This window comes from Arthrobacter sp. TE12231 (genome assembly GCF_054062895.1).
This window is the reverse complement of record NZ_JBSSFS010000001.1, coordinates 2934901-2956909: the sequence shown is the minus strand read 5'-3', so window position 1 is coordinate 2956909 and position 22009 is coordinate 2934901. Positions and strand designations below refer to the sequence as shown.

At 69.8% G+C, this 22009-nt stretch carries 11 protein-coding genes; 7 read left to right on the top strand and 4 right to left on the bottom strand.

Annotated elements, in window-relative coordinates:
* Positions 1-70 precede the first annotated feature (70 nt).
* The 4 genes from ACVWYS_RS13320 to ACVWYS_RS13305 all read left to right on the top strand — a co-directional run bounded on the left by ACVWYS_RS13320 (position 71) and on the right by ACVWYS_RS13305 (position 11998).
* A complete protein-coding gene (locus ACVWYS_RS13320; protein ID WP_456509895.1) occupies positions 71-3658 on the top strand; it encodes a PKD domain-containing protein in 3588 nt (1195 codons plus the stop codon).
* Positions 3659-3680: 22 nt separating this feature from the next.
* Positions 3681-7490: a PKD domain-containing protein gene (locus tag ACVWYS_RS13315; protein ID WP_456507198.1), complete on the top strand. Its 3810-nt coding sequence runs from the start codon at positions 3681-3683 to the stop codon at positions 7488-7490.
* Positions 7491-7545: 55 nt separating this feature from the next.
* A complete protein-coding gene (locus ACVWYS_RS13310) occupies positions 7546-10167 on the top strand; it encodes a PKD domain-containing protein (RefSeq protein WP_456507197.1) in 2622 nt (873 codons plus the stop codon).
* A 184-nt stretch (positions 10168-10351) separates the two neighbouring features.
* On the top strand, positions 10352-11998 hold the full coding sequence (locus ACVWYS_RS13305) for a hypothetical protein (RefSeq protein WP_456507196.1): 1647 nt from the start codon (positions 10352-10354) through the stop codon (positions 11996-11998).
* A gap of 65 nt (positions 11999-12063) precedes the next feature.
* Here the strand turns inward: ACVWYS_RS13305 and ACVWYS_RS13300 are convergent, their stop codons facing one another.
* From ACVWYS_RS13300 to ACVWYS_RS13285, 4 genes are all read right to left on the bottom strand, one after another.
* Positions 12064-13116 carry a right-handed parallel beta-helix repeat-containing protein gene (locus tag ACVWYS_RS13300; protein ID WP_456507195.1) on the bottom strand — a complete coding sequence of 351 codons (1053 nt, stop codon included), beginning with the start codon at positions 13114-13116 and terminating at the stop codon, positions 12064-12066.
* Between the two features lie 412 nt (positions 13117-13528).
* Positions 13529-14551, bottom strand: coding sequence for a glycosyltransferase family 2 protein (locus tag ACVWYS_RS13295; RefSeq protein WP_456507194.1), 1023 nt, complete (start codon positions 14549-14551; stop codon positions 13529-13531).
* 1 nt (position 14552) lies between these two features.
* Positions 14553-16064 carry a lipopolysaccharide biosynthesis protein gene (locus ACVWYS_RS13290; RefSeq protein ID WP_456507193.1) on the bottom strand — a complete coding sequence of 504 codons (1512 nt, stop codon included), beginning with the start codon at positions 16062-16064 and terminating at the stop codon, positions 14553-14555.
* Positions 16061-17188 carry a glycosyltransferase gene (locus tag ACVWYS_RS13285; RefSeq protein ID WP_456509894.1) on the bottom strand — a complete coding sequence of 376 codons (1128 nt, stop codon included), beginning with the start codon at positions 17186-17188 and terminating at the stop codon, positions 16061-16063. Before ACVWYS_RS13285 ends, ACVWYS_RS13290 begins: the two co-directional genes overlap by 4 nt.
* Before the next feature lie 412 nt (positions 17189-17600).
* Here ACVWYS_RS13285 and ACVWYS_RS13280 point away from each other — a divergent pair, with 412 nt between their 5' ends.
* The 3 genes from ACVWYS_RS13280 to ACVWYS_RS13270 are packed head-to-tail and all read left to right on the top strand — an operon-like array spanning position 17601 to position 21978.
* Positions 17601-19064: a polysaccharide biosynthesis tyrosine autokinase gene (locus tag ACVWYS_RS13280; RefSeq protein WP_456507191.1), complete on the top strand. Its 1464-nt coding sequence runs from the start codon at positions 17601-17603 to the stop codon at positions 19062-19064.
* 56 nt (positions 19065-19120) lie between these two features.
* Entirely contained in the window at positions 19121-20428 is a 1308-nt protein-coding gene (locus tag ACVWYS_RS13275) for a hypothetical protein (protein ID WP_456507190.1), read from the top strand.
* The gene (locus tag ACVWYS_RS13270) at positions 20425-21978 is read left to right on the top strand and encodes a glycerophosphodiester phosphodiesterase family protein (protein WP_456509893.1); all 1554 of its coding nucleotides are present in this window, start codon (positions 20425-20427) and stop codon (positions 21976-21978) included. The genes ACVWYS_RS13275 and ACVWYS_RS13270 overlap by 4 nt, the downstream gene beginning before the upstream one ends.
* Positions 21979-22009: the final 31 nt, after the last annotated feature.

Below are 22009 nucleotides of genomic sequence, written 5' to 3'. Positions count from 1 at the left end.
AATGCTCAGGAACGCAACGCTGGGGAGCGCTCGGGGGAGAGGGGCAAGGCCGCCCGCCGGCCCGGCACCGATGCCGGCAACCGCCACAACCACGACTGCCCACATCACCGCCTTTTACACCACCGTGGGGACTGCTGCGAAAACGACGCTGGCACTGCTGCTGGCCGCCGCGCTGGCCCTGTCGCTGGGACTCATCGGAAGCCAGTCCGCCGCGGCAGACACCGCTCCCGCGGATCCGGCCAGCCCGGCCACCCCTGTCACGGTCTCCGCCGATGGCCTGCCCACCGCCCAGATCAACGGCGTCGCCTGGACTCAGGTGATCATCGGCAACACGGTGTTCGTTGGCGGTAATTTCACCGAGGCCCGGCCCGCCGGTGCCGCCGCCGGCACAGGAAGCGTCCCCCGGAACAACATCCTGGCCTACAACCTCACCACCGGAGAGTTGCTGACCACCTTCACCCCCAGCTTCAACGGGGAGGTCACGGCCCTTGCAGCGTCCCCCGACGGGTCGCGGTTGTATGTCGGCGGGGCGTTTACTGCCTACAACGGCTCCACTGTGTGGCGGGCCGTCGCCCTGAACCCCGCCAACGGTGCCCTGATCACCAGCTTCCTGCCGCGCATGTCAGCGTCGGTCCGCTCGATTGTGGCAACCTCCACCACCGTGTACCTCGGCGGCCTGTTCAACGCCGTCGGCTCCGTCACCCGGGACAAGCTCGCCGCGGTCAGCGCCTCCAACGCCGCGCTCCTGCCGTGGAACCCGGTGGCCTCCGGCGGCCGGGTCAACGCGATGACTCTTTCCCCGGACGGCGCCAGCATGGTGGTGGGCGGGGCGTTCACGTCCATCAACGGCTCCAGCAACCCCGGGTACGGCGTGGCCAAGGTGGACACGTCCCTCGGCGCGGTCCTTCCCTTCAAAATCAACAACATCGCCCGCAACGGCGGCACCACCGGCGCCATCACCACCCTCGCCTCCGACGGCGTCAACGTCTACGGCGCCGGCTACACCTTCGGCCGCAGCAGCACGCTGGAGGGCATGTTCTCCGTCACATGGACGGACGACTCCACCAACTGGCTCGAGGACTGCCACGGGGACACCTATTCGATCCAGCCGCTCGGCGACGCGATCTACCTGGCCGGCCACGCACACTTCTGCGGCAATATCGGTGCCTTCCCGCAGGCCGAACCCTGGCAGTTCAACCGCGGCATCGCCTTCAGCAAGAAGGCCACCGGGACGGTGACCGCCGAAAGCCACGGCTACACCGACTTCGCCGGGAACCCGTCGCCGTCACTGCTGACCTGGTTCCCGATCCTGGACGCCGGGACCTTCACGGGCCAGGACCAGGGTGCCTGGACGGTCTCCGGCAACAACGACTACATCGTGATGGCCGGGGAGTTCACCACCATCAACAACCAGCCGCAGCAGGGGCTCACCCGCTTCCCGCGGACCGGCCTCTCGCCGAACCTGCGCGGACCGCGCCTGAGCGGCGTGAACTCCAACCCGACGCTCTCCAGCCCCGCGGCCGGTACCGTGCGGGTCCGCTGGCAGGCGAACTGGGACCAGGACAATGAGAACCTCACCTACGAGGTGCGCCGCAACGGCGCCGTCATCTCCACCGTCAAGCAGGCCTCCACCTTCTGGAAGCGGCCCGGCATGACGTTCCTGGACACCGGCCTGACCGCCGGCCAGAGCTACGGCTACCGCATCTACGCCCGGGACGCCTTCGGCAATGAGTCCCGCAGCGAAACCGTCACCATCACGGTTCCAGGGTCCGTCACAGCACCGGGAAGCTACGCCCAGCAGGTCCTGGCCGACAAGCCGGGCAACTACTGGCGCCTCGGCGAAACCGGCGGGGCCACCGGCGTGGATCTCGCGGGCAAGGACGACCTCATCGTCCGGCCCGGCGTCAGCTTCGGCGCCGCGGGCGCGGTGACCGCGGATTCCGACACGGCCGCCACCTTCAACGCCACTTCTGACGGAGTCGCCGCCAGCCCGACACTGTCCCTCCGCCCGCAGGTCTTCAGCACCGAGGCCTGGTTCCGGACCAACACCACCCAGGGCGGCGAGATCATCGGCTACGGCAATTCGCAGACAGGCGTTTCGGCAGACTTCGACCGGAACGTCTACATGGACAACAACGGCCGGATCTACTTCGGCGTCCGCCCCACCGGCTCCAGCGGAACCGGCGCCCGGATCACCGTCAACACCACAAAGTCGTTCAACGACAACCAGTGGCACCACGTCGTGGCGACCCTTGGCCCCAACGGGATGCAACTGTTCCTCGACGGCGTCGTATTGGCCGGGCGGACCGACACCACATCCGCGTGGCCGATCGACGGCTTCTGGCGCATCGGCGGCGACAACCTGACCAGCTGGCCCAACCGTCCGACGAGCCGGTACCTGAACGGCCAGATCGACGACGTCGCCATCTACCCGACCGTACTGCCGCTGTCCCGGGTGCAGGCCCACTTCGTGGCCTCCGGCCGCACCGTCAACGCCCCGCCCGCGCCTCCGGTGGCCGGGTTCACGTCAACGGTCAACGGACTCACGGCGTCGGTGGACGGCACCACGTCCTCGGACGCCAACGGTCCCATCGCCGCCTACGCCTGGGACTTCGGCGACGGCGGAAGCGGCACGGGGGTCACGGCGCAGCACACCTACGCGGCAGGCGGCACCTACACGGTCCGGCTGACGGTGACGGACAACACCGGCAACACCGCCAGCGTCGTGCATACCGTGACCGTGGTGGCCCCGCCGGCCAACGTGGCCCCGACGGCGGCGTTCACTTCCACGGCCAGCAACCTCGCCGTCACCTTCAACGGGTCCGGGTCCGCGGACCCGGACGGGACCGTCACCGGTTACGCCTGGGACTTCGGTGACGCCAGCACCGGAACCGGGGCAACGGCGTCGCACACCTACGCCAATGCCGGCAGCTACACCGTTAGCCTCACAGTAACCGACGACGACGGTGCCACTGGCACCGCCAGCCGGACGGTCAGCGTCACGGCCCCGGCATCCAACACGGTCGTCGCCGCGGACGCCTTCGGACGGACCGTCACCGGAGGCTTCGGCACGGCGGATACCGGAGGGGCCTGGACTGTCTCAGGAGGCAGCACCAGCTTCGCCGTGAACAACGGCTCCGGTGCTGTGACCCTCGGGGCCGCCGGAGCCAGCCGCAGCGGGTTCCTGAACTCGGTGTCCACGGCGGCGTTCGACGGAACCGTTACGGTCTCCGCCGACAAGATCGCCGACGGCGGCGGAATGTTCGCCTCCCTGCTGGGCCGGCGGGCGAACAACAACGACTACCGGGCCAAGGTCAAGGTCGGCAGCAACGGTGCCGTGTCGCTGTACCTCACCCGGGTCATCAACAACGCCGAGACGACCGTTGCCGGGCCCCTGGCGATCGCCGGCCTGACCATGGCCGCCAACGACCCCCTGATGATCCGGCTCAGCCTTACGGGCACGGCGCCGACGGCGCTCAGCGCGAAGGTCTGGCGGGCATCGGCGGCCGAACCGGCGGCCTGGCAGCTGAGCGCGAGCGACTCGACGCCGGAACTCCAAGTGGCCGGCGGGGCGGGCCTGGTGGGCTACCTGTCCGGTTCGTCCACCAATTTCCCGGTGGTGTTGCGTTTCGACACCCTCGCCGTGAAGATCCCTTAGGCCCGGGGACCCGGGGGAGGCCATGACGATGCTGAAGTCACCGCAAGGGGCCGCCGACGGCCGCCGGGCACCGCACCGGCTGCTGGACAAGCTTGTGGCGGCCCTGGCGGCTTCAGCGCTCGCATTCTCCCTGGGGTTTGCGGCAGTGACTCCGGCGGCGGCGGACAGCGCCCCGCCGGAGCCGGCCAGTCCCGCCACCCCGGCCACGGTGACGGCGGACGCCCTGCCGACCGTCCAGATCGACGGCGTCGTCTGGCAACAGGTGGTGGTCGGCAACACCGTCTACGCAGCCGGAAGCTTCGGCACGGCCCGGCCGGCGGGCTCCCCGGCAGGGAGCAACACCGTGGTCCGCCGCAACATCCTGGCCTACAACCTCACCACCGGTGAACTGCTTCCGTTTGCCCCGGCGCTGAACGCCCAGGCGTACAGCATCGCCGCGTCCCCGGACGGTTCGCGGATCTATGTGGGCGGTGACTTCACGTCCGTCAACGGGACGAGCGTCTGGCGGGTCGCCGCGCTCGATCCGGGCACGGGAGCGCTCATTCCCTCCTTCCTGCCCAAGGTCGCCGCCAGTGTCCGGGCGATCGTGCCGACCGCCGGCACCGTGTACCTTGGCGGGCTCTTCACCGCCGTAGGTTCCGTGGCGCGCAGCCGGTTGGCCGCCTTCCAGGCCGCCAACGGGGCGCTCACGGCCTGGGCTCCCTCGGCGGAAGCAGGCCGGGTCAATGCCCTGGCCCTGTCGCCGGACGGAACCCGCATGGTGGTCGGCGGCGCGTTCACCACCCTCAACGGCTCCGCCAACCCGGGCTACGGGCTCGCCGCGGTGGACACGGTCAACGGGGGTCTGCTGCCCTGGGCCGTCAACGACCGCGTGCGCGACGCCGGAGTCAACTCCGCCATCACCAGCCTGAGCGGGGACGCCGATAACGTCTACGCGACCGGCTACGTCTTCGGCACAGGCGGCAACCTCGAAGGAACGGTCGCGGCCGGCTGGAACGGCGGCCCGATCACCTGGCTGGAGGACTGTCACGGTGACACCTACGCCGTCTACCCGGCCGCCGACGTCGTCTACAAAGTGGGCCACGCCCACTACTGCGGGAACGTCGGCGGCTACCCGCAGACCGAGCCGTGGGGCTTCCAACGCGCCCTGGCCTTCAGCAAATCCGCCACCGGCACCATCAACCGGGACCCGCTCGGCTACCCCAACTGGGCAGGACTGCCCTCGCCCTCCCTGCTCAACTGGTTCCCCACCCTCGACACCGGCACCTACACCGGCCAGAACCAGGGGGCCTGGGCCGTCACGGGCAACGGCCAGTACGTGGTCCTGGGCGGCGAATTCACCACCGTCAACGGCACACGCCAGCAGGGCCTCGTCCGCTTCGCCGTCCGGGACTTGGCCCCCAACACCCGCGGCCCGGTCCTCAGCGGGGCCCGCAGCATCCCGACCCTCAGCTCGCCCGCTGCAGGGACGGTGCGCATCCGCTGGCAGGCCAACTATGACCAGGACAACGTCCGGCTCACCTACCGCGTCATCCGCGACGGAGTCACCGCCGTTCCCGCCTACACCGTCACGCAGGACAGCACCTTCTGGCAGCGGCCCGGCATGAGCTACCTCGACTCCGGGCTGGTGCCCGGCCAGACGTACAGGTACCGGATCTTCGTCACCGACCCGCTGGGCAACGAGTCCCGGTCCGACACCGTCTCGATCACTGCGGCGGCCTCCACACCGGCCAGCGGCTACGCCGACGCCGTCCAGGCCGACCACCCGGGGAACTTCTGGCGCTTCAACGACGCCACGGGACCCACCCTGGTGGATTCGGCCGGCGCCGAGGACCTCGCCGCCGGCACCGGTGCCGGGCTGCGGGCCGACGGCGCCGTGGCAGAAGCGACGGGCGCCGGGACTTTTGACGGCACCGTCAACGGCGTCGCCGCCGACACCGGGTTCCAGCGGGCGCCGGATGTCTTTACCGCCGAGGCCTGGGTCCGCACGGCCACCACCGCGGGCGGGAAGATCATCGGATTCGGCAACGTTGCCAGCGGCACGTCCCGGGTCACCGACCGCAACGTCTACATGGACGACGCCGGACGCATCTACTTCGGCCTGTGGAACGGAGCCGTCCGGACCGTCAACAGCGGCACCGGGTTCAACGACGGCCAATGGCACCAGGTCATCGCCACCCTCAGCGGCGGCGGCATGTTCCTCTACATCGACGGCGCCCGGGCGGCCTTCCGTACCGACGTCACCTCCGGCCGCGTCTTTGACGGATACTGGCGGATCGGCTCAGACCTCGCGGGCACCTGGCCCAGCCAACCCAGCAGCGGCAGCCTCAAAGGTGACATCGACGAAGTGGCACTCTATCCCGCGGCCCTCGGCCTCCAGCAGGTCCAGACCCACTACCGCGCCTCCGGGCGCACGCTCGCCACCCCGGCGACACCCCCCACGGCGGCCTTCGCCTCCTCCATCACCTACCTGACCCTCAGCGTCGACGCCTCCGGTTCCTCGGACCCGAACGGCCCCCTCGCGTCCTACAGCTGGGCGTACGGCGACGGAAGCACCGGCACGGGCGTCACCACCCAGCACGTGTACGCGGCGGCCGGTTCCTACACTGTCCGCCTGACCGTCACGGACGGCGACGGCAACTCCGCGAGCACCACCCGCACCGTCACGGCCACGGCCCCGCCGGGCAACCAGCCGCCCGTGGCCGCGTTCACGTCCACCACCAGCCAGCTCACGGCGACCGTGGACGCGTCCACCTCGACCGACCCCGACGGCACCGTCGCCTCCTATGCCTGGGACTTCGGCGACTCAACCACGGGAACCGGGAAAACCGCGTCCCACGCCTACGCCGGCGGCGGGACCTACACCATCACCCTGACCGTCACCGACAACATCGGAGCCGTCAGCACCAGCACCGCACAGGTCTCGGTCCAGCCGAACCAGCCGCCGTCCGCCCAGTTCACGGCGACAGTCAGCAACCTCACGGCAGCCTTCGACGCCGGGGCCTCCACTGACCCCGACGGATCCGTTGCCTCCTACGCCTGGGACTTCGGCGACGCATCCGCTGGAACCGGCGCCACGCCGTCGCACACCTACGCCGCGGCCGGCAACTACGCCGTCTCCCTGACGGTGCTGGACAACAACGGCGCCGCCGGTACTTTCACGAAGACGGTCACAGTGACTGCCCCGCCGCCGAACTCGGTCATCGCCGCCGATGCCTTCGGGCGGACCACGGCCCAAGGCTGGGGCACGGCGGACACCGGCGGGGCCTGGACCGTCAACGGCACCGCGGGAAACTTTGCCGTCGGCTCCGGTGTTGGGTCCATGACGCTGGCAACGGCCGGCGTCCAGCGCCTCGCCTACCTCGCCGGGGTCTCCGCCCCGGCGGCGGACCTCCAGGTCAAGGCCTCGACGGACAAGATCGCCAGCGGCGGCGGCATGTTCCTGGGCATCATCGGGCGGAAGGCAGGGGCGGACGAGTACCGGGCCAAACTCAAGATCTCTTCGACCGGGAGCACCACCCTCTACCTGACGAAGCTCGTGGGCGGTGCAGAAACCACCCTGCAGTCGGTCACGGTGCCCGGCCTGACCGTCGCCGCCGGCGACCAGCTCCGGCTGCGGATGACGGTGACCGGTACCGCGCCGGCCGCCCTTCAGGCAAAAGCCTGGCGGGACGGTGCCACCGAACCCGCAACGTGGCTCGTGACAGCCGGCGACGCCTCGGCCTCGCTCCAGACTGCCGGCTCGGTGGGGCTGATGTCGTTCCTGTGGAGCACCGCGGCCAACGCGCCGGTGCAGGCAACGTTTGATGAGTTCAATGTGCGGCTCAACTGAGGGGCACGCCGGCTAAGGAGACGCAACCCGTAAGGCCACAGGAAGGGGTCATGCCATGACCTGGCGAAGAGAATGGGACGCCGGAACCGTCACAGGGACCGGCGCCACCGGCACCGGCGGTCCGCGGCGGGCCCGTCCGGTCTCCCGTCGCGCCGCCGCCGTGGCCCTTTCCCTGGCTCTCGCCCTGGTCCTCCTCCTCGCCGCGGCGCTCGCGGGGGCACCCGGCGGCGTCACGGATTCCGCACCCCTGGACCCCGCCGACCCAAAGACCCCGGTGACCGTCACGGCGGACAGCCTGCCCACCGCCCAGCATGACGGCGTCGCGTGGCAATCGACCGTGATCGGGAACACGGTCTACGTGGTCGGCCAGTTCAGCAACGCCCGCCCCTACGGCGCCGCGCCCGGGACGCAACTGAGCGCCCGGCCCAACATCCTGGCCTTCGACATCACCACGGGGCGGCTCATCACCGGCTTCGCACCCGTCCTGAATGCCCAGGCGCTCGCCGTGGCGGCGTCGCCGGACGGATCGCGGTTGTACATCGGCGGGGATTTCACGTCGGTCAACGGCGTGCAGCGGTGGCGGGTCGCCGCCCTGGATCCCGTGTCGGGGAGCCTGATCGGGTCGTTTGCGCCGAGGATGAACGCCAGCGTCCGGGCCATCACCGCCTCGGCCGGGACCGTGTGGATGGGCGGCACCTTCACGGGCGTCGGGTCCGCTGCCCGCTCCCGGCTCGCTGCCGTCAGCGCCGCGAACGGTGCGCTGCTGGCGTGGGCGCCGGTTGCCGCAAGCGGCAAGGTCAACGCCCTGGCCCTTTCTCCCGAAGGCACGCGGGTGGTGGCTGGCGGGGCGTTCACCACGTTGAACAACTCCTCCCGCCCGGGCTACGGGCTCGGCATGGTTGACGCCGTCACCGGCGCCAACCTGCCGCTGCAGGCCAACGACGTCGTCCGCGATGCCGGAACGGACTCGGCGGTGCTGTCGCTGTCCACGGACGGCACCAGCTTCTATGGCACCGGCTACATCTACGGCACGGGCGGCAACCTGGAAGGCGCTTTCGCGGCCAACTGGTCGGACGGGCGGATCAAGTGGGTGGAGGACTGCCACGGCGATTCGTATGGCGCCTTTGCCACCGATACCGCGGTCTATGTCGCCGGCCATCCGCACTACTGCGGCAACCTGGGGGGATTTCCCGAAGTCACCCCGCGCGTCTGGCACCGGGCGGTCTCCTTCGGCAAGGCCGCAACCGGGACGCTCGTGAAGGATCCGCTCGGCTACCCGTCGTTCACCGGGCAGCCCGCACCGTCGCTGTTGAACTGGTTCCCGGACATGGATACCGGAACGGTCAGCGGCCAAAGCCAGGGCCCCTGGGCCGTGACCGGCAACAACACCTATGTGGTGATGGTGGGGGAGTTCCGCAACGTCAACCAGCAGCCGCAACAGGGCCTGGCCCGGTTTGCGCGCCGGGAGGCGGCGCCCAACCTGCAGGGCCCGCGCGTCACCGGGGCCGCGTTCGTGCCCACCCTCTCCAGCCCCGGCGCGGGGCAGGTCAGGGTGCAGTGGCAGGCCAACTGGGACCGCGACAACTCGAACCTCAGCTACGGCATCCTGCGCGACGGAAATCCCGTCCCGGTCCACACCGTCTCGGCGCAGTCCACCTTCTGGCAGCGCCCGGATCTGGCGTTCACCGACGCCGGCCTTGCTGCCGGCCAGCACAGCTACAGGATTTCCGTCCGTGACCCGCTGGGGAACACCGTCACGGGAGACAGCCGCAGCATCACCATCGCAGGCTCCACCGGCACCCCGCCGACCGCCGCGTTCACGGCCGGCACCGCCGGGCTGACGGTCAACGTCGACGCGGCGGCGTCGACGGACCCCGACGGCACCATCACGGGCTACTCGTGGGCGTTCGGCGACGGCGGCACCGGCACCGGCGTCACGGCGTCGCACGGCTACGCGGCCGCCGGAACCTACACGGTCACGCTGAGCGTGACCGACAACAGCGGCGCCACCGGCACCACAAGCCAGGCCATCACCGTCACGTCCGGCGGGGTCCTGGCCCAGGACGCCTTTGCCCGCACGCTGGCCACCGGCTGGGGAACGGCCGATGCCGGCGGAGCGTGGTCGCTGAACGGCTCGGCGTCGTATTTCTCGGTCAGCTCAGGGCAAGGGGCCATGAGCCTGGCCGCAGGCCGGGGTCCGTCCGCTTTCCTGCCGTCGGTTTCGACCACCGCGAGCAACTCGCTCGTGACGGTGTCGCTGGACAAGATCGGCAACGGAGGAGGCTCCTACCTCGGGGTGACCGGCCGTCGCGTGGGCACGTCCGAATACCGCGGCAAGGTCAAGGTGGCGGCCAACGGGGTGAGTACCCTCCAGCTGACCCGGCTCTCCGGCGGCGCGGAGACCGTGCTCGGGCAGTTCACGCCGGGAATCACGCTGACGGCCGGACAGCAGCTGCAGCTGCGGGTGGAGGTCGCCGGGACCGCGCCCACCACCCTCCGGGCGAAGACCTGGCGGACGGGATCCCCGGAGCCCGGAACCTGGAGCGTCACGGCCACCGACGCCACCGCCGGCATGCAGGACGCGGGATCCGTCGGGCTGCTGGCCTACCTATCCGGTTCCGCGACCAACGCGCCGGTGCTGGCACGGTTCGACAACCTCGATGTGCGCTCCGGCTGAGGAGACAGGGAGATATGGGACCAGGAAGGCCGGGAAGGGGACGCCGTCACCGGGATATCACTCCAGGAATGACGACGCCGAGCGAAGGAGGGCACTGATGTCCTGGAAAGTTGGGGGAGCGTCCGCGCTTCATCGCGGAGGACGGCCCGGGAGCAGTCACCGCTTCCGTCGTTGGCGTAGCCGGTTGCCGGCCGCTGCCCGGGCCTGGAAGGCGGGTGCCGGCGCCGTGCTGGTCACGGCCTTGGTCCTCGCGGCCGCCCCGGGCGCCGCCGCGGACTCGGCGCCGGCCGACCCCGGCCTTCGCTCGAGTCCTGTGACGGTCACGGCGGATTCGCTGCCGACAGTCCAGATTGACGGGGTGGTGTGGCAGCAGGCCGTCATCGGCGACACGGTGTACGCCGTGGGCAAATTCAGTACTGCCCGGCCCGCCGGTGCACCGGCCGGGACACAGACGACGCCGCGGAAGAACATCCTGGCGTTCAGCCTGAGTACGGGCAAGCTCATCACCACGTTCACGGCATCCCTGAACTCCCAGGGCCTTGCGGTGGCCGCGTCCCCGGACCGCAAGAGGCTCTATGTGGGTGGCGATTTCACCCAGGTCAACGGCCACGCTGTACGCAAGGTGGTGGCCCTGGACGCTGCGACCGGGGCCGTGATCCCCGGATGGGCCCCGCCGATGTCCGGGTCCGTCCGGGCGATCGTGGCCACCCCGGACACCGTCTACCTAGGCGGCGCCTTCACCACCGTCGGGTCCGCCTTAAGGTCGCGGCTGGCGGCGGTCCGTGCTTCCGACGGCGCCCTGCTGGCGTGGCAGCCCGCGGCCCACGGCGGACGGGTCAATGCCCTCGTGCTCGCCCCTGACCGCAGCAAGATCGTCGTCGGCGGTGCTTTCACCACGCTGAACGGCAGCAGCGACCCAGGCTTTGGCCTCGGCGCCGTGGACGCGGTCAGCGGAAGGAACCTGGCCACCCCGGCCAACAAGCTCGTGCGCAACGCCGGCACCTACGCAGCCGTCACCTCGCTCTCGAGCGACGGGACCAGTTGGTACGGGACGGCGTTCCTCCTGGTCTCCGGCGGCGGCACCGGAAATCTTGAGGGGTCCTTTGCCGCGAACTGGCAGGACCTCGCCATCACGTGGATTGATGACTGCCGCGGCGACTCACACAGCATCTTTGCCAGCAGCACCGCCGTCTACAAGGCGGGGCACTCGCACGACTGCGGGAAGATCGACGGCTTCCCGGAATCCGACCCACGCTCCTGGCACCGCGCGCTCGCCTGCAGCAAGGCGGCCACGGGGACCTTGACCCGGCCCAGTTCACGGCTTCCAAGCTTCCTCGGCCAGCCCATGCCAACACTGCTCGTGTGGTTCCCGGACCTGGACACCGGTACGGCCACCGGCCAGAACCAGGGCCCGTGGACCGTTGCCGGTAACGATCAGTACGTGGTGATGGGCGGCGAGTTTCTGAACGTCAACCTGCGCGGGCAGCAGGGGCTGGCACGATTCGCCGTGAGCAGCCTCGCCCCCAATAGGGAGGGGCCGCGGTCCTCCGCCGCGTCCACCCAACCCGTCCTGGCTTCGCCGTCGACCGGCACGATCTCCATCAACTGGCAAGCCAACTGGGACCGTGACAACTCCAGGCTGACCTACAAGCTGTACCGGGACGGGAAGATCATCAGTACCCGGACAGTCTCGTCCAGGTTCTGGCACCGGCCCGCGATGCAGTTCCTCGACTCCGTGGCGGCCGGAACCACCCACGACTACAAACTCGTGGCCAACGATGCCTTCGGCAACGCCATGACGTCGCCGACCGTGAGCCTGAAAGCCAAATGACAGGCACGGCACATGGCAGACAAGCAGGACCGGATCCGTCACGGATCCGGTCCTGCACCTGCACGTTAGTAGTTGTAGCGGATGCCGCCGGTCTTGCCTTCCACCAAGAGGGCCTGGGTGTCGGCCCAGTGGTTGCTCGTGGTCAGGCCACCCACGGTGCTGGCAGCGCGGCTGATGACCCGGATCGGATACTTCGAGCCGTTGCCGAAGTCGAACTGATTGCGGCCGAGCTTGTTGTTCGAGACCGTGACGGTGATCTTGGAGTACTTGCCGTTGTCAATGTTGATCGATGTCTGGCCGTCGTCCACCCAGTTTTTGTCGACCACCACATTGGCGAGTTGGGCAACGTTCTGCTGCAGCATGATCCCGGTTCCGGCATGGGTTCCGCGGGGATTCGGCGCGCTGCCCGTGCCCGGCTTGGAGTTGGCGACGATGTTGTTGCCGACGATCCGGATGTTCTGGCCGCCCTGGACCTGGATGCCGTCATTGTGCGTGCCGTCGCTGTGCGCGGGGTCGTAGGACCAGTACGTCAGTCCGTGGATGTAGTTGCCTTCGGCCGTCACGTTGGCGGTAACGGGGCCGCCGGGGCGGTTGAAGATGCCGAGCCCGTCGTTGGATCCCTGGATGTGGTTCCGCCGGGCCGTGTAGTCGTGGCCGACGATCCCGTCGCGGTAATAGGACGGGCTGTCCGGGATGATGGTGCTGTCCTGGACCACGAGGTTGGCGACGGAGGCGCTGGTGGCGTCGACGACTCCGGTGTTGGACTTCGGGATCGCCTTGCCGCCGTGCAGCCGGCTGTTCTTGATGACCACGTTCTTGGCCCGGACCTTGATGTCGCCGTAGATGTCCAGCCCGTCCAGGACGGTGCCGTCCGTCGTGATGACAAGGTCCGTGCCCGAGGTGTTGTAGGCCTTCAGGGCCGTTCCGGCCGGAACGCCGGTGGTGGACGCGCTCGGCTGGTACGAACCGAGGGTCAGCGCGGCGGGCGCGAGTGCGGGCGCAGCCTGGACAGCCGGAGCCGCGGTCAGGGCGAGGGCAGTGATTGTCACCGCCGCAGCACCTGCGGCGTACGTTGCGCGGATGTTTTTGCGCTGGATCTTTTTCGAGCCAATGGCCATCGTGTCATACCTCTATTGTCTTGCTCTCCGGGCACGGGGGATCGCACGGACATAGCGGAACTGGCGGGAGGCCCTCGGGCCCGTCTGCCGGCGGCGTGCAGGCCGCGCCGGTATGTTGCTTGGTGCATTGTCAGCGCGAGGGTGTTCTTGGGGCCCAGGGTGACTTGGACCTGGGCGAGGTGTGGGCGGACCCGCGGCACTCGCGACTGACTTCCCGGGAGGTGTCCCCGATCCCGGCTTCTGAGCCAACACGCTAGCCGAGGTCCTACAACGTTGCAAATTGATAACGTCCATTCGCGGGGTGTTCCAACTTGATCACGCCCGGGCGCGTCGCTTGCGACACGCCACAAAATTCCCCGCGAATCCGGAGTTCCTGGCAGCCGGACCGACGGTGAAGAAAGAGCGCGAAAAACTATTTTCTGCGGTATTCGCTGTAAACATAGCCGAAGGCGCCGGCGGCCATGCCCAGGCCCCGGGCGGCCGTCCGCATTCCCCGGGCCTGATGCCGGGATGATCCGCTGACGAGGCCGGCCGCCAATTGTGCCGTGCCGCCTGCCAGTCGGATCGAACCGGATCCCGCGGAAACGCCCCTGGCAGCCAGCCGGGCCGCGGCGCCGGCGGCAAGTTCCAGGCTGACCCGCGCGGCGGAGTTGCCGCTGCGCAGGGCGCGGCGCAGTACCCAGCTGCGGGTCAGCCGCGACGACGGAACCCGGTCCACCACCACGGCCTCGTCGCACCAGAGCATGGCCCCGCCGCGCTGGACGAGTTGGCGGGTGAACAATGTGTCCGAGCCTCCGCTAAGGCCGAAGCGTTCATCAAACGAGAGCCGCAGGGCCCGGACCTGCCGCAGGTCCACGAGGAGATTGTTGGTCGCGGCCACATCCAGCCGGGTCCCGGTGGCGAGCCTGCGGCGGTGGAAGAAGTTTCCGGCTTCGATCCAGGGCTCCGGCTCGTGTTCATATTCGCTGATCACAGGACCGACGACGGCGGCGGCGCCGGTGGAGCGCTGCAGCCCCACCAGCTGCTCCAGCCACTGTTCCGACGGCACCTCGTCGTCGTCAATGAAGACAAGCAACGCGCTCGACGCCGCTTCCCGGAGGGCGCGGTTCCGTGCCGCCGCGATCCCGGGCTTCGGCTCATGGACGTAGCGGACCAGCCCCGGCGGGAGGGCGCCCGCGAGCTGCTCCACGATGGGGCGGGCGCTCGCCGCAGGGTCGTTGTCGATCACCAGCACCGTGGCGGGCCGTTCCTCCGGCAGGCCGTTCCGTGGACGGCCCGCTCCGGCCTGGCGCATGCCGGCCTGGCCGGCCAGCCGCGGCAGCGCCAGGGCGATGTCGTCCGGCCGGCGGTATGTCAGCACCGCGATGACGAGGCCGTCCGCCGGGAGTCCGACGGCGGACCCGTCCTCCGCAGGGCGGGCGCCGGGATGGGTCATGTCAGCCATTCTGGCCTTTCGTCGTCGGGGCTTGCCGGGCGGCAGGCCGTCCTAGGAGCGTCCGGGCTTGTTCGACGTAACCGGAGAGCGTGTCCCGGTGGAAGACCCGCAGCGCGGCGAGCGCGAGGGCGGCAAAGACCGCGAACCCGCCAAACAGATGCCACACGCCCGACATGCCGGCCAGGGCCAAAACCCAGTACCCCGCCGCGCCCCAGGCCGCGGCATGCACCGCGGGGATGATGGCCGCCAACTGGGACTTCAGGCTCACCCCGGTCAGCCGGGACTGGATGCGCAGGAGCACGGGCGTGAGGAGGAAACCGGCGGCAGAGTACCCGACGGCGACGCCGAGGACGCCGAACTGGAGTCCGATCACGATTCCTCCCACCTGCACGACGGCGGCCAGGATCTCATACCGGACGATCAACCCGCCCTGGCCCAGGCCCTTCATGAGGGAGGGCGTGACGTAGAAAATGGTCTCGCGTGCGCCCCCGATGGCGAGCACACTGACCAGCCCCGCTGCGGGCAGCCATTCGGGACCCAAGACCAGGCCCACGAGCTCCGGGGCGGCGCAGGCCACGAAGGTCATCAGCGGAACCGCCGAGATCGCCAGCAGCCGCGTCGCGGACACGAGGCTTGCGGCCACCTTCTCCGGGGTGCCCGCCGCCCGGGAAAAGGCCGGAAACATGACCCTGTTGACGGTTTGCCCGATCAACTGCACGGGGATGACGAGGATGCGGTAGGCCATCCCGTACAGCGACAGGGCGGCGACGCCGAGCACGCGTCCCACCAGGATGTTGTCCAGGTTCCGGGAGAAGTAGGCCAGGCAGTCCGTGGCAAAGACGCTGACGCTGAACCGGAATAGCGGCGCGACGGTCCGGAAGGCGAAATTGGGGACGGGCCCCCGGCTGGCCGCCAGGAGCAACGCGCTGCAAACAAGGTCCGTGGTAACCACCTGGTACACCATGGACCACGGGCCGGCCCCGGCAAGCGCCGCGCCGATCCCGGCCGCGCTGCCCGCGGCGGCCGCGGCAATATCCGCCGCACCGACCTTGTGGAGGGCCAGCTCCCTGGACAGCATGGCCCGCGGCGTAATGGCCAGGGCTTTGACGGGGATCGCCAATGCCAGCAGCCGAAGGATCGGCTCGAGCTCAGCGACGCCGAAGAACTGGGCGATCCCTGGAGCGGCGAACCAGGTCACCATCCCGAGCAGGACCGCCACGAGCAGGTTCAGCATGGCGGTCGCCCCCGCCATGCGGCGGGTGACCTCGGCGCGCTGGACCAGCGCCGCGGAGAGGCCCTGGTCCAGCAGCAGCGCCACGAGGCTGATGTACACCGTGGCTGCCGCGATGACGCCATAGCTCTGCGGTCCCAGGAGCCGGGCCAGCACCACGGCGCAGAGCATCTGGAAACCCTGCCGGGCCAGCACTGCTCCGAAGCTCCACCGGACGCCCCGCGCCGTTTTGGGCTGCGTGCCCGGACCTGTGGAGGTGCCGGGGGCGGCGCGGCTGATCACAGCAGCCTGCCCGCAGCCTGCGCCAGGTGCCCGGCCATGAGGGTCCCGTAGCGTTCCGGGCTGTGCCTGCGGCCCGCTTCCACGGCGTCGGAGCTGGCGCTGGACCGGTAGTCCTGCCACTGGCCGGCGACGCGGGCGAGCGCGGCCGCGAGCTCCACGGGGTCGCCGGGCTCGACGAATTGCGCCGACCGGTAACCCGCGGCGGCCTCCCGCAGGCCCGAAGTATTGCTGACGACGACGGGCCGGGAGGCCAGGACGGCTTCGACGGCCGTATTGCCGAACGGCTCGTCGAGCCGGGAGGGCACCACCACGACGTCGGACTCCGCAAGGAACGGCCAGACATCATTTTGGAAGCCATGGAACCTGACGTGGTCGTCGGCGCCGTGGGCGCGGACCTGGCTCCGGAGGCCGGCCTCGTAGTCCTCGTATCCCGGGAATACCGCGCCGACCACCGCCAGCCGGGCCGGCACGCCGTCCCGGCGCAGCCGCAACAGCGCGTCGATGGCGACGTCCACTCCCTTGCGGTGGGACAGCCGTCCGACATACAGGATGCGGAGCCCCCCGTGCAGGTCCGGCCGGGGCGGTGCGGGATGGGCCGGCCCGGGGACCCCGTTGTAGAGCACTCTTGAGCGGCCGAGGAGCGCAGGGAGTGCCGCAGCCAACGTGTCGGAGCTGAACTGGCTGTTGGTCAGGATGCCGCGGGAGAACAGGAGAGGCAGCGCGAGGGCCGCGCGGAGGGCCCGCGGGGCGTTGGCCTCCGCCTCATGGACGTGGGTCACCACCGGTACACCCGTCAGCCGTCCCGCGGCCGTCCACAGGGGGACCGTAATGGTGTTCGCCAGGATGACGTCCGGGCGCGCTCCGCGGATCACGCCGATGCTGCGGAGGAGTCCGTGCACTGAGGTGCCGGCCAGCTTCACCAGGCCCGGGGCCGTGAGCAGGCTCTTGCGCAGCACCGGCGTCGGGGACAGGATGACGGCTGCGCCCCGGCGCTCGAGTTCGGGCACGAGGGGCCCCGGCGACGGCAGGGCCACCAGGACGCGCGCACCGCTCCGGTGCAGCCCGTCGATGGTTTCCAGCAGCACCCGGTCCGAACCGTAAAGGTCCGCGCTGGGGTGTGCCACCAATACCGAGAATTGCTCCCCGCCAGTCCTCATCGTGTGCCCCCTCGATTGGTACCGCGGCGGAAGGCACCACCGAACAGGACCGGCGCCGCTGCTGATGCAGGAACACCGATCCGGCCACGGGGACGTGTCCCCGGGACCTGTTGTTGAGACCCGCCACTGAGACCTGCCGCCAGGACCTGTTTCCGTTGCTGCCCGGAGTCACGTGGTGTCCGGACCTGCAGGACCGTCCTAGCTTAGGGAAAAGACTACGGCCGGTCCCGGAGTTTGGCTAGGAATCGGGCCCTGCCGCCAAAGACACAGAAGCAAAAAGCTTCCGCATGGCACGGACGCAGTCAATAATGGTGCGTCAAGGGACCATGAAGAACCGTGCCGCTACAGGCACGGCGTGGTGGCCGTATGGGGGGTTCGCTTGGAACTGTCTGAGTACGGACGCGCAATCGCGCGGGGCTGGCTGGTTGTGCTCGTATGCCTGCTCGCCGGCACCGGCATTGCCTGGGGTGTCACAGCGACGGCGAAGCCGGTGTATCAAAGCACCGTCAAGTTCTATGTCGTGTCGCCGCCGTCCGCGGGGCAGTCATCCCTGCAGTCACTCGAGCTGTCGCGGGGACGCATCGCCTCCTACGCGAGCCTGATCAAAAGCGACAAGTTTGTTGAGCGGCTGGTCAGCAGCAGTTCCACCGGCCTGTCGGCGACGGACATTGCGGAGAGCGTCACTGCCTCGGCGGACCAGGACACGCTGATGCTGACGGTCGTCGTGAGTCTTCCGGACCCCGCCAAGGCCAACCAGGTGGCCCGGGAGATCGTCTCCGGCCTGAACCCGGCGCTGGACAACGTCGAGGCCAGGACCCAGAGCGGCGGCGGCCAGACAGACCTGAACGTGGTGGCCGGGCCCACCGCTGAGACGGACCCCGTGTCCCCCCGGCTTGCGTTGAACCTTGGCCTCGGCGCCCTGCTTGGCCTCGGCGCAGGCATCGCGATCGCGGTCACGCGCCGGATGATGGACCATACGCTGCGGACTCCCGAAGAGGTCGAAGACGCGTCCGGGCTGCCGCTGCTGGCGCGCGTCCCGGCCAGCTCCGAGGCGGGCACCATGTCCGACATCCTGAACAGGCGGCAGTCTTCCCTGCTGGACGAGGCGGCACGCCGGCTCCGCACCAACATGGACCACCTGTCCGCGCTGCCGGCCTCCGGCGTCGTGCTCATTTCCTCGGCGCGGGCGGGGGAAGGCAAGACGACCGTGGCGCTCATGCTGGCCCGGGCCTGGGCAGATGCGGGCGAGAAGGTCCTTGTTGTTGAAACGGACCTGCGCCGGCCCCGGCTGGCAACAGAGCTCAAGCTCGGCAACGCACTTGGCCTCGCCGAGCTCCTTGCCGGCCGGGCGGCCCTGTCCGGCGTCATCCAGAAAACGGCCAGCGATCGCCTTCACATTGTGGCCGCGGGCTCGGTTCCCGAGAACCCGACCGAACTTCTGGCGGGCCAGACCATGACGGCCGCCCTGGGCGAGATGCGCGGCAGCTATAGCCGCATCATCCTGGACGCCCCGGCCATGCAGCCCCTCAGCGACGCTGCCTTGCTGGCGGTGCAGGCCGATACCACGGTGCTGGTGGTCAGATACCAGAGCGTGACGCGCGAACTGCTGAGCGCGTCCCTGCGGAACCTTGTGCTGGTCAAGGCGACGGTGGCGGGTGCCGTGCTGAATGCCCTTCCGCTCCGCCTGTCCGAAGGCCGCAATCAGCCCCCCGGGAAACCAGGCAAGCTGCGAAAGCAGAACAAGCCGGGCAAGCTGCGCAAGCCGAGCCAACGCGCCAAGGGCACGCCCCCGGCGGTGCCCGCAGAACCGGCACCGGTCAAGCACTCCGCCGCCCGGCGGTGAGCGTGTACGCCGTCGTGGTGCCGGGCCCGGTCGGTCTGCCCGGCAGGGTGGCCTGAATGCAGCTGGCGGCCTGGATCGGACTGTGCCTCGCGGCGGCGTTCTTCTTCCGCAGGAAGGTCAGGGTGCCGGCGGCGGCGGTGCTGGCCCTATGGCTGCTGGTGCCGGCCATCGGGTCCGCGACCGTCACCGGAGTGTCCTCCGGCCCGCTGTCCGTCCACGCCGCGACCTGGCTGGTGCTCTCGATCTTCCTCGTCCGGCTGTTTCACGACCCGGGCAGCATCCGCGTGGTCCTGGGCCGGCATTTCCCCCTGTTCCTGATTCTGGGCGTTGTCATGGCGGCGGCGTTCCTGGCCACGTCCACCTCAGACACAGGGGGTGGAATGGTGGTGCTGGTGGACCAGATCGCGGCGCCGGTGCTGTTCTTCCTGCTCCTGCTCTCCGACGCCGTCCGGGGCGGAAGGCTCGTGGTGATCCTCCGGTCCGTGCTCCTGGCGCTCGTTGCCCTCGCGTGTGCCGTCGCCGTCGCGCAGTGGCTGACGGGCCGGGTCCTGTTCTACGAGTCAGGGTTCAAGACCCAGTACTGGTTCGCGAGGGACTACGGGCGCTGGATGGGGACGCTGGACCAGCCGCTCGCACTCTCCCTCGCCATCGCGGTTGCGGCTCCGCTGGTGGCAGGCCTCACGCGTCAGTGGTTGCAGGCCGGGCTGCTGGGCCTCATGGCGGTCGCCATGCTGATTTCGCAGTCCCGCGTGGGACTTGTGGCGCTGGCCGTGGCGACCGTGATGGTGGTGCTTTTTGTGCGCCGGCCCGTCTGGGTCAAGACGGTCATGCTCACGGTGATGACGGGAGCCGGCATGGCCATCATGGCGTCCCCGCTGGTGGCCGGCGTGGCGGCGCGGGTTGCCAACGACACCGGGTCCGGCGAGGCGCGGGGCGTTGCCGTGGAGTACTTCCTGAGCCGCTGGAGCGACTTCGCGGTGGCCGGACAGGGGATCGGTTCCAGCTTCCGGCTGGCGGCCCAGGCCGGGCTGAAATCGAGCTTCGAGAACCCCACCCTGATGTACGGCATCGACTTCGGGCTCCTGTTCGCCCTGCTCTACTTCGGTTCCATGGCCGTTATGGTGCTCCGCGGCCTGCGGACCGGGTACCCGGGCCTGGCGCTGGCCGGCGTCATGGCAGTGGTCATTCCGCAAACGTACAGCTCCCTGGCCACGCGTTCCGCCGCCGGCATCGTGATCTGGACTGTGCTGGCCATGGTGGTCATCGCCACCGATGAGGCCCGGGCACGTACGGCGCCTGCGACTGCCCCCGTGAAGGCCCCGGCCCTCGCCGCGGCGAACCTGCCGGACGCCGGCTCGTCATGATCGGCCGGCGGCAGTTCCTGGGCCTCGCCGCCGCCGGGACCGTACTGGGTGCGGCCGGCTGCGCGGGCTGCCCCGGAAGCCCGGCGGCCGGGGTCGCTTCCCGACCGCGGCCGGTGATCGCGCCGGCGGCGTCCGCGGCCGGGGTCTTCGTCACGGAGGGCGCCGTCGCGGCGCCGGGGGACAACGGGCCCTTCACGCTCGCCACGCTGCTGGCATCGCCGTCGTTCTTCGTCGCCCACCGGGGCTCGGGGGACAACTGGCCGGAGCACACCATGCGGGCCTACCAGGGAGCCGCGGACGCCGGGCTGAAGGCGATCGAGGTCTCGGTGTCCGCCACCCTGGACGGTGTGCTCGTCTGCCACCACGACCTGAACACCCGGCGGCTGACCGGCACTGACCTGACCATCGCCCGGGCACCCTACGCCGCGCTGGAGCGGCTGCGCAACGACGCCCGGGCCTGGCTGGGACCGGCCACACCGCTGGAGCCCATCGCGCTCCTCACTGACGTCCTGGACACCTTCGCGGCCAGCCATGTGATCTTCTTGGAGGACAAGCCCGGGACCAACGCCGACAAAATCCTGACCCTCCTGGAGAGCTATCCCGCGGCCCGGGACCACGTGGTGTGGAAGCAGCCTTCCGCGTCGCCCGGTCACGCCCTCGCCGCGGCCCGGGGCTACACCACCTTCGGCTACATGACCGCGCGGGACCAGGGCAAGATGCCGGAGCTCATCCCGCGGACAGACCTGCTGGGAGTCCACTACAACGTTCCGGAAGCGATGATCCGCCAGGTGGTCGCCTCCGGCAAACCGGTACTCGCCTGGGAACTGCATCGGCGCAGCGAGTACGCCCGACTCCGGGACCTGGGCGTCCGGGGGTTCATTTGCGCCAACGTCCGCTATGTCCTGCACCAGGACGGCCCGCTCCAGCAGGACGGCTTCGCCGCCGGGCGCCGCGGAACCGGCGATCTGCCGTGGGCCGCCGACGCCGTCTGGGATGACCAGCCGGCTTTTGCCGACGGGGCCGTCCGCATGTCCGGCCCGGATAAGTCCGGCTATGTGCTGGGCTCGCTCGCCGGGGCCGTGGATTCCCAGGACTGGGAGTTCGAGTTCGAGCTCCGCTGGCCGTCCGGGCTCCCCGCGGCCGGACCCGGGGCGGGCGTGGCCTTTGGCCAGGACACCGACGCGCCGAACCGTCCGGGGTCGGCCCCGAAGGTCCCCGGCTACGCTTTGGACGTCGTCGCGGACGGCACCATGGCGCTCTACCGGCAGGACGCCGGGCCGGCGGCCCCCGTCCGGCTGGCGGAAACCGGCTCCCCGGCGCCGCGGTCCGGGGAGTGGATGAAGTTCGTGGTGTCGGTGGGTCCGTGGCGCGTTGGCGTCCGCCGGGACGGCGGCGGAACCTCCGGGTGGGAGGTCTCCTCCGGGGACACCCGCTACGGCGGGGCGTGGCTGACCCTGCTGAAGAATTACGACGCCGGACCTCCCGTAGAGTTCCGCGGCGTGCGGCTCCGCGCGGTGGCCGCGCAGGAGGGCTGCGGGAACGTGGGATAATTAGGTTTAATCTGTGTGACGTATTTCCTGC

Excerpts from the sequence above, each read along its gene's own strand:
- ACVWYS_RS13320 (WP_456509895.1), top strand. The coding sequence starts at position 71 with ATGCCGGCAACCGCCACAACCACGACTGCCCACATCACCGCCTTTTAC.
- ACVWYS_RS13315 (WP_456507198.1), top strand. The coding sequence starts at position 3,681 with ATGACGATGCTGAAGTCACCGCAAGGGGCCGCCGACGGCCGCCGGGCA.
- ACVWYS_RS13310 (WP_456507197.1), top strand. The coding sequence starts at position 7,546 with ATGACCTGGCGAAGAGAATGGGACGCCGGAACCGTCACAGGGACCGGC.
- ACVWYS_RS13300 (WP_456507195.1), bottom strand. The coding sequence starts at position 13,116 with ATGGCCATTGGCTCGAAAAAGATCCAGCGCAAAAACATCCGCGCAACG.
- ACVWYS_RS13295 (WP_456507194.1), bottom strand. The coding sequence starts at position 14,551 with ATGACCCATCCCGGCGCCCGCCCTGCGGAGGACGGGTCCGCCGTCGGA.
- ACVWYS_RS13275 (WP_456507190.1), top strand. The coding sequence starts at position 19,121 with ATGCAGCTGGCGGCCTGGATCGGACTGTGCCTCGCGGCGGCGTTCTTC.
- ACVWYS_RS13270 (WP_456509893.1), top strand. The coding sequence starts at position 20,425 with ATGATCGGCCGGCGGCAGTTCCTGGGCCTCGCCGCCGCCGGGACCGTA.